Annotated in this window: 7 protein-coding genes; all 7 read left to right on the top strand. The window is 35.2% G+C overall.

All coding sequences use genetic code 11. The features are described 5' to 3' along the window. Nucleotides 1–36 precede the first annotated feature (36 nt). The 7 genes from SLW70_RS14230 to SLW70_RS14200 all read left to right on the top strand — a co-directional run bounded on the left by SLW70_RS14230 (nt 37) and on the right by SLW70_RS14200 (nt 12,755). The gene (locus tag SLW70_RS14230) at nt 37–1,809 is read left to right on the top strand and encodes a RagB/SusD family nutrient uptake outer membrane protein (RefSeq protein WP_320889270.1); all 1,773 of its coding nucleotides are present in this window, start codon (nt 37–39) and stop codon (nt 1,807–1,809) included. A 33-nt stretch (nt 1,810–1,842) separates the two neighbouring features. Continuing rightward, nucleotides 1,843–3,453 (top strand): hypothetical protein, encoded by a 1,611-nt coding sequence (locus tag SLW70_RS14225; RefSeq protein WP_320889268.1) that lies wholly within the window; start codon nt 1,843–1,845, stop codon nt 3,451–3,453. A 460-nt stretch (nt 3,454–3,913) separates the two neighbouring features. Then, complete coding sequence (locus SLW70_RS14220) at nt 3,914–5,596, top strand: sulfatase (RefSeq protein WP_320889267.1); 1,683 nt, start codon at nt 3,914–3,916, stop codon at nt 5,594–5,596. 11 nt (nt 5,597–5,607) lie between these two features. Next, complete coding sequence (locus SLW70_RS14215) at nt 5,608–7,236, top strand: DUF5060 domain-containing protein (RefSeq protein WP_320889266.1); 1,629 nt, start codon at nt 5,608–5,610, stop codon at nt 7,234–7,236. Nucleotides 7,237–7,348: 112 nt separating this feature from the next. Continuing rightward, complete coding sequence (locus SLW70_RS14210; protein WP_320889265.1) at nt 7,349–8,896, top strand: alpha-L-fucosidase; 1,548 nt, start codon at nt 7,349–7,351, stop codon at nt 8,894–8,896. Nucleotides 8,897–8,972: 76 nt separating this feature from the next. Beyond that, entirely contained in the window at nt 8,973–11,162 is a 2,190-nt protein-coding gene (locus tag SLW70_RS14205) for a glycoside hydrolase family 3 C-terminal domain-containing protein (RefSeq protein ID WP_320889264.1), read from the top strand. 3 nt (nt 11,163–11,165) lie between these two features. Continuing rightward, nucleotides 11,166–12,755 carry a ThuA domain-containing protein gene (locus tag SLW70_RS14200; protein ID WP_320889263.1) on the top strand — a complete coding sequence of 530 codons (1,590 nt, stop codon included), beginning with the start codon at nt 11,166–11,168 and terminating at the stop codon, nt 12,753–12,755. Nucleotides 12,756–12,840: the final 85 nt, after the last annotated feature.

The raw sequence follows: 12,840 nt of genomic DNA, 5'->3' as shown, positions 1-12,840 counted from the left end.
GTTAACAGAATGGTTTAACATTTAAACTTTAAAAAAATGAAAAAAATAATTAATACTAAAATAACGGTAATTTTAGCCCTAGCTATACTAATTGCTGGATGTAGCAATGATTTTTTGGATCAAAAAAATCCAAATGAAACTACTACCGATACTTTTTGGAGAGATGCCAATGATTTATCATTTGGACTTGTAGCAGTTTATAATGCGTTTAAAGATCAGGACATTATGTTACTTCGAGAAGAAACTTATCGTAGTGATATATCATGGCCAGGTTTTGGAAGACCAACAACAGACAATGTTTATTATTTACAAACCTTTAATAATTCAGCAAGTGCACCTAACCTAAAGTGGGCTGCTTTGTACACTGGAATCTTTAGAGCTAATCAAGTAATAAAAGCTTATGAAAGAATTGCTCCAACCTTAACTAGAGAAGCTGATATTGCAAATGCGAAACTGTATAACGCTGAAGCAAGAGCACTTAGAGGATTGTTTTATTTTTATTTATATACTTCCTTTAATAATGGTTCAGTACCACTTTTTGATTTCGTTCCACTTGCAGGTAAAGACTTCCAACAACCTTTGAGTCCTGCAGAAACGATTAAAGATTTTTATATAAAGGATTTTGAGTTTGCTTTACCACTTTTACCTAAAACATGGACTGCAACAAACAAAGGAAGAATGACAGCTGGAGCTGTTACTGCTTTGTTAGGGCAAAGTTATCTTTATGAAAAAAATTATCCAAAGGCTACTGAATTATTAAAAAAAGTAATTACTGATTTTGGATATACTTTGACTGCAGATATAGGAAGTAATTTTACAACAAGAGATGAACACAACTCGGAGTCTATTTTAGAAATCAATTATTCAGTTGATTTTAAAAGCGGAATTGGAGTAAATGATGCGCAACAAGTTTCTAATTCATTGGGTTCATTAATGACGCCTGCACCTGTAGGAGGATTTAGATCCTTATTACCATCATCTTGGTTGGTTATGGAATATAAAAATGAAAAACCTGATGTTACTGACCCACGAAATGTTGCTGTAGCAGCAGACGGTACTACTAAAGTAAGAAAGTACAGTCTAAGAGCTTCGCAATCATTAGCCCTAGTTGATGATGAGTTTACGCCGTATTATCAACGTCCTACGGCTGGTGAAGCAACTATATTTAATTCAAATGAAACGGCATATTTTAGAAAATATTCAAACTGGGATATTGTTTCTAATGAAAAACTAGTAGCATCTTCTTTTTACCGCTCTGGTATTAATTATCGAGTACTTCGATTGGCTGATGTATATTTAATGTATGCCGAAGCTTTAATTGCAGGAGGAACCAATAATGCAGGAGTAGAGGAAGCTTTATTATACATCAATAAAGTAAGAAGACGTTCAGCAGTTCAATTATTGGGACCTATTGGCTCTGGTGAATTTCCTTCAAATGACCATAATGATATCACTTATACTGCTCAAACTTTAATGAATCACTTAATGTATGTAGAAAGACCATTAGAATTAGCATTCGAAGGCCATGCGATAAGAACTATTGATATGAGACGTTGGGGGATTGCTAAAACACGTTTTCAAGAACTAGCTACTAGAAGATATTATGCTACTCATTATACCTTTAAAAATTCAACAGGAGCAAATGTAACGCGTTGGACTTCAGTCTTACATAATGCTAGCGAAAGTCCAACTACGCCTATTGATCCTAATTTTAGTGAATTTGGAAATACTGCGGTAAACTTTAATCCCGCTGTTCATTCTTATTGGCCACTACCTAATACTGAATTAGCTTCTAACAGTGGTCTTTAATTTTGTAAGTTTTAATTTAAAAAAAAATATAAAATGAAAAATTTAATCAAAATAATTTGTTTACTAACAGTGGGCTTTTTTGCTGGCTGTTCAAGTGATACTTACGAAGCGCCTGATTCCATATCTGATGTGGGTTGGTACACTAGTGCGTTTAGATCAACAACAATGGTTGTAGGTAGATTTAAGTATATGTCTTTTTCTGATTTATCACAAGGTGAAACGAGTCATAAATGGACTATTGAAGAAGGAAATTTTTTCTTAAAAGGACCTATTCCTTTAAAAGAAACAAAATATAATAAATACATAACTAACCCTGGCACAACGGAAACGACAGATAAAACAATCCATGTGCTATTTGCTAATCCTGGGGAGCAAAAAGTCCGACTTTATAATACGTTTAAAGATTCCGTTGCTTATAGATATGTTGTAAATACCTATTCAGGTGGTGTTACTATTCCAGTAAAGAAAACCTTTAGCTCAAAAAGAGTAGGAAATGAATGGGTTATTGATACTACTTTTAATGTAAAAGTATATGATACTATTGTGCCTTTGATGCAAATAAAACAAAATGGAGTAGTGGTTTCTCACGAAAACCCAACAGATGTTATTACAATTGAAGCTGGAGATAAATTAGAATTTACGGATTTAACTACACAAGGAGAGCCTACAGCTCGTTCATGGAAAATTGGTACTGCTACAGGTTCATCAGTTGTTTCTACTATTACCTTTAATAAATTGGGTGATTTTAAAGGAACTTTTACAGTTAATAGATCTGGGAATGAAATTCCAGGAGATAGTGATACCTATCAAATTCCAGCAACTTTTAGAGTGATTCAATCCACAAAACCTTTTGTATTAACAGGGACAATTGCTGAGCAAGAAAATGAAACAATTCGCATCCCTTTTAATGGAGAGTTTGAGCCTTTCATAACGGACCCTAAATCACATTTTACTGTAAAAGTTAATGGTATTGTATTTCCAATTAAATCAGTTAGCCTAGCTTCTACTGGAACGAGCTTAGATCTTGTATTAGTTGATAAAATCTACAGACCTGATGTTATTACTGTTTCCTATGATGGAACAAGTACTTTGAAGTCGGTAGATGAAAGAGTTCCAGGAGCATTTACAGATAAAACAGTTAAAATGCATGATGTAAACTTAATAGGCGATGAATTTGGTGGTTTTGAAAGTGGTACTGCTACATTTACGCCTACAGGAACAAGTGATGGTAGCTTCAGTTTTACAACTGAAAAGGCAGCTAGTGGTACTACTAGTTTAAAATTGGTTTTAACACCAGGTAAAGCAAAAGCAGAAATTTCAGCTCCTATAAATCCTGGAGTAGTTTTAAAACCTGGTAAAACCTATATTTTTAGATATAAATCGTACATCGTATCAGGGGCTACAGGTGTAGAAGCTCCTGCTCAAACAGGAATTGCTTTTAATAGTTATACCAATCAATTTTTTAGTACTGTAAGAGCTCCACGTCCAACAGATGTGTGGGAAACACAACAAAAAGACGCAACCTTTACAGATGTTTCGCTATCTACTTTATTCATAAGAATATTAGCCAATACTCCTCGAACAACTAATGTTACTGTTTATATCGATGATATTTATATAGTTGAGAAAGAAGTAAGACCATAACTTAAATAGTTTTTATTTTTAGAGCCACTTGGGAGTTACCAAGTGGTTTTTTTATTGGTTTCAAAAATAGTTGAAACTATGAACTTTAGTACATTTCGCTTTAACTTCTAAAATTTTTTGCCACAGATTATAAAGAATCATAAGATTAATCTGTGCTAATCTTTATAATCTGTGGCTAATTATAGCGTTTTCATATACAGACTTTTAATATGATAACCAAATCTATGGACTTTCAGTCTATAGTAGTTTAGTTTTAGAATAAACATTGATAGTATTAATAAATCTAGATTTTAGTTAATATGAGCTATTCTCGAACTAGATATCGTCTAGTTTTGTATAAAAACAGTTTTATGGAAGCGTTTCTTTAATTTCAAGCCTTTTATTCTCTTAATAAAACCATTTGTGGTAATCCTTATGGTATAATTTTCCGAATTTTATTCCATTAAAAATTATAGATATAATGAATTTCAAAACAATTACTTCATTTACCCTTGCTTTGATTGCATCTACGAGTTTAGTGGCTCAAAAAAGCAATAAAAAAGCCCAAAAACCAAATATTATTTACATCATGTCTGATGACCATACCTCACAGGCATTTGGTATTTACGGCAGTCGCTTGGCTAAATTGAATCCTACACCCACCTTAGATAAAATTGCAAAAGAAGGAATCATCTTTGATAATTGTTTTGTAAACAATTCGATTTGTACTCCTAGTCGTGCTTCAATCCTTTCAGGCCAATACAGTCAGGCTAATGGAGTACTTGACCTTGAGGGCGAATTACCAATGGAAAGACAATATTTGCCTATCGAATTGAAAAAATTAGGCTATCAAACGGCACTTATTGGAAAATGGCATTTGGAAGCACAACCTAATTTTGATTACTACAATGTATTGACACAACATGGAGGCCAAGGTTCTTATTTTGATCCGTATTTGACCGAAACAGAAATGCCTTACGCCAAACCGGATGCAGCCAAACAACTAGGCAAACAATACCAAGGGCATAGTACCGATGTGATTACCGATATTTCTATCAATTGGTTAAAAAACAAAAGAGATAAAAACAAGCCTTTCGTTTTATTTCATCATTACAAAGCGCCTCATGATAATTTTGAGTATGCTCCACGCTACAAAGATTATTTAGAGAATGTTGAAATTCCCGAACCTGCTAGTTTGTATGATAATAAAAACAATGGCTCCATAGGAACTCGTGGAGTAAACGATGCGTTGATTCATGACATTGGTTCCTCAGTGTCTAAAAGAAATACTATTCGTAGTCAAGGGATGATGCTGTGGGATAAAAACTCGGTAAAAAACTCAGATCCAAATTTTGACCCAGCCAAGAAAATTCGTGATGATATGTCTGGTAGAGACTATACGCATGCCACTTATCAAGAATATTTAAAGCGTTATTTGCGTTGTGTAAAAGGAGTGGATGACAATGTTGCCCGATTAGTCGCTTTTTTGAAAAAAGAAGGGTTGTATGATAATACGATAATCATTTACACAGGTGACCAAGGATTTATGCTAGGAGAACATGATTATATCGACAAACGATGGATGTATGAAGAGTCTATGCGTATGCCATTTTTCGTTCGTTTTCCAGAGAAAATCAAAGCAGGTCTTCGTACGGATGCCATTATCAACAATACCGACTTTGCACCAACCATCATTGAGTTAGCAGGCGGGAAAGCCCCAAAACAAATGCAAGGTCATAGTTTCAAAAAAGTATTAGAAACAGGAAAAGAACCAAAAGGATGGCAACAATCCACTTATTACAGGTATTGGATGCATATGGCACATGCCCATGCGAACCCAGCTCATTTTGGTATTCGAACAAAAAAATACAAATTAATCTTTTTCTATGGTAAATATTGGGTAGATACCCAAGACCCAAATGCCGATTGGAACAAAAAAAGTTGGGGAAATCGTTTTACGTTCGATACACCAGCGGCTTGGGAGTTTTATGATTTAAGCAAAGACCCTCAGGAGATGAACAATGCGTATAGGGACCCCGCTTATAAAAATATCATTGCCGATTTGAAAAAACAACTCGTAACAAAAAGAAAAGAACTCAACGAAGAAGACGGAGCTAAATTTCCGCACATTCAAAAAGTAATTGATGCTCACTGGAACGATTAATTTCTACCAATATGAAACCATTTTTTAAAATAGCTTTTATTGCTTTGCTACTGTTTTCTTTGCAAAGCAATAGTCAAACTCGTATCGAAAATTACAAACCCAACAAAACCTATACGGTTCCAAAATGGGAGGTAATTGATATCAATATCACTACAAAAACACAGCTAAAACAACCCTTTACGGCAGAATTTGGCGCTATTTTCACTCATAAAAATGGGCAAAAACAACAAGTGCCAGGTTTTTATAATGGAAATAACGAATGGGTAATTCGTTTTTCAAGTTCGCTTGAAGGAGAATGGAGTTACATAACTTTCGGCGACGATAAAGCATTAGCAAATAAAAAAGGAAAGGTTTCTGTCACCAAGAACAAAGCTGACAACCATGGCGCTATTGTTATAAATAAAGAAAAACCACAACACTTTTTTTATGAAGATGGCACGCCTTATTTTCTGTTAGCTTTTGAGTGTGACTGGTTGTACGCTTTGGATTATCATAACGATAAGGGATTACCTAAATCAGACCATTTGTTGAATTTAATCCAAGAAAATGGATTCAACCAAGTGGTGATGAATGTGTTTTCGTATGATGTGAGTTGGAAAAAAGATCCTAAATTAAAATTACATCCTGAACATGAATTTGGAGCGCCTCAAGATATTTTTCCTTTTTTAGGGAATAATAAAAAACCAGATTTTAGTGCATTAAATCCTGAATTTTTCAAAAAACTGGACCGCACCATTAGTTTAATGCACGACAAACGCATCGCTTCACACCTGATGATTTATGTTTGGAACAAGTTAGTAGCTTGGCCTGATATGGATACAGAGGCTGATAATATGTATTTTGATTATGTAATCAAACGTTACCAAGCCTTTCCAAATATCGTGTGGGATATTTCCAAAGAAGCCTTGTTTTATGGCAGAGCCGATGAAAAATACATCAACGACCGAATCGAAAGAGCTCGCAAAGCGGATCAATTTCATCGTTTGTTATCTGTCCATGATTTTAAATTTTGTACCAAATATCCAGAGAACGTTGATTTTATCTCCACTCAAGACTGGTCTGATAATATTTATAACAAAATGTTAGAAGCCAAAAACAAATTCAAAAAACCAGTTTTTAATATCGAACATGGAGGTTATGAAGAATCACCTTATGTGGTTTTCACTGGTGATTATGTCAATGCCGAACATTGTTTGCGTCGCAATTATATGTGTCTTTTTGCGGGTGTTTACACTACTTATTATTGGCAAGGAGCGTCTTGGAATGCGATTATTTACAATCCGTTTGAACAAGCATCTGATTTTATCAAACCTCATTTTGATTATTTCAAGCACATGCAAAAATTATTCACTACAGTTGATTTTACCAAACTAAAACCAACTCCTAATAAAAATGGTAGCGGTTATTGCCTAACGGATGATGATGGAACCACTTTATTATATGTCAACAAAGAAAATTTCGGAATCAACACCTGGCATTTGAAACCAGAGCATGGAGCGAGAACATTACAGTGGATGAATGTTATTACTGGGGAATTCACTCCTGAGGAAACTGTAACGGGTAAAGAAAAACAAATTTCTCCGTGGGCAAATAAAGCAGATGCTATCCTGATTTCAAGATTAATCACTAAAAAAAACTGACAAAAACTAGACAATAATCATTTAAGATACCATTTTAGACATACGTAGCCCTCTAAAAAAACAGTTCTACCGAATTTTGTCAAGTAAAATAACATCATTAATACATTATACAATGAAATTGAAAAAATCAAACGTATTGATTCCATTTGTATGTTCGTTACTATTTTTGTCATGCAAATCACAAAATAGTGCTAAGACGTCAATTGCTGTATCAGGGAAACCAAAATTTGAAGCCAATTGGGAGTCCATTAAGGCAAATTACAAAGATCCAGCATGGTTTAACAAAACTAAATTTGGAATCTTTATTCACTGGGGGGCATACTCTGTACCTGAATTTGGTTCAGAATGGTATCCACGTAATATGTATATGGATTCCATTAAGTTTTCGGCTCAATTGAAACCAGATACCAAAGGTCCTGCTAAAGAATACTTACATCATATTGAGAAGTATGGTGACTTAAAAAAGTTTGGTTACAAAGATTTTATCCCAATGTTCAAAGGAGAAAAATTCAATGCTAACGAATGGATTGATTTATTCAAAAAATCAGGAGCCAAATATGTGATTCCTGTTGCGGAACATCATGACGGATTTGCGATGTACAAATCGACTGTTACCAGATGGAATGCCGTTGACATGGGACCTAAAAGAGATATTTTAGGTGAGTTATTTAAAGCGGGTAGAGAAAAAGGCATGATTATGGGATGTTCTTCTCACTTTGCTTTCAACTGGTCGTATTATAATAAGAAAGATAAGTTTGATACCACTGACCCTCAGTTTTCTGATTTGTACTCTAAAAAAGGGAAAAATATCAACGAACCTACATCGGCGGAATTCAAAGACCTTTGGTGGAGACGTACCAAAGAAATTATCGATGTGTACCAACCGGATATTTTATGGTTTGATTTTATGCTAGATATTCCAGATTTTGCTGACCAAAGACCAAAATTAGCGGCCTACTATTACAACAAAGGAATTGAATGGGGGAAAGAAGTAGTTTTACAAGATAAAAACTTTAGTCATGAAGCCTTTCCAGAAGGAACAGTAATCTATGATTTAGAAAGAGGGAAGTTACCTGGTATTCGAAAATTACCTTGGCAAACGGATACTTCTATTGGAAAAAACTCTTGGAGTTATGTTTCGAATTGGCAGTCAAAAACAGCTAATGAAATTGTAGATGATTTAGTAGATATCATCAGTAAAAACGGTTGTTTATTATTGAATGTAGGACCTAAATCAGACGGAACAATTCCACAAGATCAAAAGGATATTTTACTTCAAATAGGAAGTTGGTTGGAAATGAATGGTGAAGCAGTATATGATACACACTATTGGAAAACTTTTGGAGAAGGACCAACAGAAGTTAAAAAAGGACACCATTCTGAAGGGAATAATAAAGGATTGTCATCCAAAGACATTCGTTTTACACAAAAAGGAAACAAATTATACGCCATTGTCCTAGACTGGCCAGCGGATGGAAATGTAAACATTGAAACATTGGCAAAAAACAATCCGTATGCTAAAGATTTAAAAATCAAAAAAATTAGTGTATTGGGTAGCAAAGAAAAAATCCAATGGAATCAAACAGACAAAGGATTACAAGTAAAAATGCCATCTTCTAAACCAGGAGATTTTGCTTATACGATTGCAATTACTTTATAATATTCAGAATTTTAATTCTCATGAAAGCACATTTTTATCAATGTGCTTTCGTCGTTAAAATAAAATACTAGTAACCATGAAAACCAAAACCACCTCCTTAACCAAAGCCTTATTGTTCACCACTGTCCTGGCAGTAAGTAGTTCTTGGGCGCAATTAAAAACGGATACCAAATTCAAATGGGAAAATCCTAGTTTATCTCATCAAGAACGCATCGACGCTTTGGTTAAAGAAATGACCTTAGAAGAAAAAGTTTCACAAATGCTTGATGTATGTCCTGCTATTCCCCGTTTGAATATTCCAGAATACAACTGGTGGAACGAAGCGTTGCATGGGGTTGCGAGAAATGGTAGAGCCACTGTTTTTCCGCAAGCAATAGGTTTAGGAGCTACATTTGATGATGATTTAATTCAACGTGTAGCTACTGCTATTTCTGATGAGGCTAGAGCCAAATACAATGAAGCCATCAAATTAGACAATCGCAGTCGGTATGCAGGTTTGACTTTTTGGTCACCAAACGTAAATATCTTTAGAGACCCACGTTGGGGGCGTGGTCAAGAAACCTATGGTGAAGACCCGTATTTAACAAGTCGTATTGGGGTGGCGTTTGTAAAAGGATTACAAGGCAATGACCCTAAATACATGAAAGTAGCGGCCTGTGCGAAGCACTATGCGGTACATTCTGGTCCTGAAGAATTTAGACACGAATTTAATGCAGTTGTGTCCAAAAAAGATTTGTTTGAGACCTATTTGCCTGCTTTTAAAGCTTTGGTTCAAGAGGCCAAAGTGGAAGGGGTGATGGGAGCTTATAACCGTACTTTGGGCGAAGCTTGCTCGGGTAGCCCGTATTTGTTGCAGCAAATTTTGAAAAAAGATTGGAGCTTCAAAGGCTATATTGTTTCCGACTGCGGGGCAATCCAAGATTTTCATCAGTTTCATAAAATCACTAAAACACCCGAAGAATCAGCTGCTTTGGCCTTAATCAACGGAACCAATATCAATTGTGGAAATGTTTACAAAGTACTTAAAAGTGCTTTAAATCAAGGCTTAATTACCCAAGAGTTGATTGATATTCGTTTAAAAGAAGGCTTGGCTACTCGTTTCAAATTAGGAATGTTTGACCCCATTGGCACCAATCCATACGATAACATCAAAGCTACGGTAGTCGATTCGGAAGCGCATAGAAAACTCGCCCGTGAAGCAGCTCAAAAATCTATAGTTTTATTAAAGAATAGCAACCATGTACTCCCTATCAAAAAAGACACTCGAACAGTTTATGTAGTGGGACCTCATGCGGCAAGTGAAGAGGTTTTATTAGGGAATTATTATGGCGTGAGTAGCAGTACCCAAACCATTTTGGATGGTATTGTGGGCAAAGTCAGCCCCGGGACTAGTATTAATTACAAATCGGGGATTTTACCTTTTTCAAATAACAACAACCCAATTGATTGGTCAACAGGAGAGGCTAAAAGTTCTGATGTGTGTATTGCCGTAATGGGAATTTCAGGCTTGCTTGAAGGTGAAGAAGGCGAAGCTATTGCTTCAAAAGACAAAGGAGATAAGAAAACGCTCAGTCTCCCTCAAAACCAAATTGATTATTTGAAGAAATTAAAAAAAGGAAGCAAAAAACCGTTGGTTGTTGTTTTAACAGGTGGAAGTCCGATTGCTATTCCTGAAATTCACGATATTGCTGATGCTATTTTATTTGTTTGGTATCCAGGAGAAGAAGGTGGGAATGCGGTGGCAGATGTTCTTTTTGGTGATGTTGCTCCTTCGGGAAAACTGCCCATTACTTTTCCTAAATCTGAAAATCAATTGCCAGCTTTTGACGATTATACTATGGCGGGTCGCACTTATAAGTACATGACAGAAGAACCTTTGTATCCTTTTGGTTTTGGTTTGAGTTACACCACATTCGATTATAAAAATCTAAAAATAAATAAAGATTTTTCGATTACAGTGGAGGTTACCAATACTGGAAAAACAGGTGCAGAGGAAGTAATTCAATTGTATATCAGTTCGCCTTTGGCAGGAAAAGGAGATCCTATTTACGATTTAAAAGCATTCAAAAGGGAGTTCTTAAAATCAGGTGAAACCAAACAACTCATCTTTAATTTAAACAAAACCAGTTTCAATCAAATTGATAAAGAGGGCAAATCGGTTGCTAGAAAAGGAGTTTATACTTTATATTTGGGAAGTTCGCTTCCTTCACAAAGAAGTTTGGATTTAGGAGCATCACCTTATACTAAAATCAACTTTAAATTATAAATAATGTTTAAACTATTCAAAAAAAACGGGCTAGCTATAGTGACTAGTTTTATACTTATCATTACGTATAGCTGTAAAACGAATTCCACAACTGCTTCAGCTGAAATAAAAACGGCGAAAAATATATTGGTTTTTTCTAAAACTTCAGGCTTTAGACATACATCAATTCCAAAAGGGATTTTAGCACTTCAAAAAATGGGAGACCAGCAACATTGGAAAATGACTTTTACAGAAGATGCGACACTCTTCAATAAAGAAACATTATCTGATTTCAATTTAGTCCTGTTTTTGAATACCACTGGTGACGTTCTAAACCGAAGTCAAGAATTGGCCTTTGAAGAATACATGCATAAGGGGGGAAGTTATGTAGGAGTACACGCTGCATCAGATACTGAGTACGAATGGCCTTTTTATGCTGAAATGGTCGGAGCACAATTCAAGTCGCACCCAAAACAACAAAAAGCGGTTTTGAATGTAGATACCAGTAATCCACATCCAGCAACTTCACATTATCCAGCTTCTTTTGAGAAGTTTGACGAATGGTATAATTTTAAAAAACCGGTAGCAAAGCATGTTAATGTGATTTTATCTATTGATGAAAACAGTTATCAAGGAGAGCGCATGGGGAGCCATCATCCCATTTCGTGGTATCATATATATGAAGGTGGTCGTGTTTTTTATACGGCAATGGGGCATACTGATGAATCTTACAGTGATGTTAATTTTTTGAAACACCTTCAAGAAGGAATTCGTTGGTCATTAGGAGAAACGGAAGTTGAAATAGCAAAAGGGGGCGAAAATTTATTGGATGCTAATTTATCAAAATGGGATGTTTGGATGGGGGCGGTTCATCCTACAGTGGACATTGATTTTGAAAAATCAACTAATGTACAAACTGGCAAACCCATGGGCTTAAACAATGATCCTAAAAAAGTTTTTTCAGTCCATAAAGAAAACGGAGATAATATACTTCATATTACTGGCGAAATTTACGGCGGTTTAACCACTAAAAATGAATATGGAAACTACCATTTAAGTGTACAATTTAAATGGGGAGACAAACAATGGGAACCTCGTTTAAAAGACAAAAAAGATAGTGGTATTCTCTATCATGCCAAAGGGCCTCATGGTACGTTTTGGAAAGTCTGGATGCACAGTTTAGAATACCAAGTACAAGAGCAAGATTGTGGTGACTTTATAGCCTTAGGACAGGTTTACGGAGATGTTCCTGCTACTGAAAAAATACAAACTAACGGAAAATCTACATTTATTTATAATCCCAGCGAAAATAATGTTCCCATAAAATATGCTCCTGGTTTTAAATCAGGTAGAGTTGCTAAATCTGCCCTGTATGAAAACCCAAATGGAGCATGGAATACACTGGAAATATACTGTTTAGGCAACCAAAGTATTCATTTGGTAAATGGTCATGTAGTCAATCGGGTTAATAATGCTCGTTATGATGTGGGAGGAAAAACCATTTCTTTAGACAAAGGAAAAATTCAATTACAATCAGAAGCGGCAGAAGTTTTTTATAAAAATATGCGTATTGAACCTATTGTGAATTTTCCATCTAAATTCAAAAAGTTATAATGCAGTAAAAAAAGGACTCCTTTTTTCGAAACTCATAAAGCCTTAGGTTTACTATTAAACCCAAGGCTTTTTCTTTTTTCTTTTT

Source organism: Flavobacterium sp. NG2, from assembly GCF_034119845.1.
GTDB lineage: Bacteria > Bacteroidota > Bacteroidia > Flavobacteriales > Flavobacteriaceae > Flavobacterium.
The sequence above is the reverse complement of the archived record's forward strand: the minus strand, read 5'-3'. Positions and strand labels throughout refer to the sequence as shown.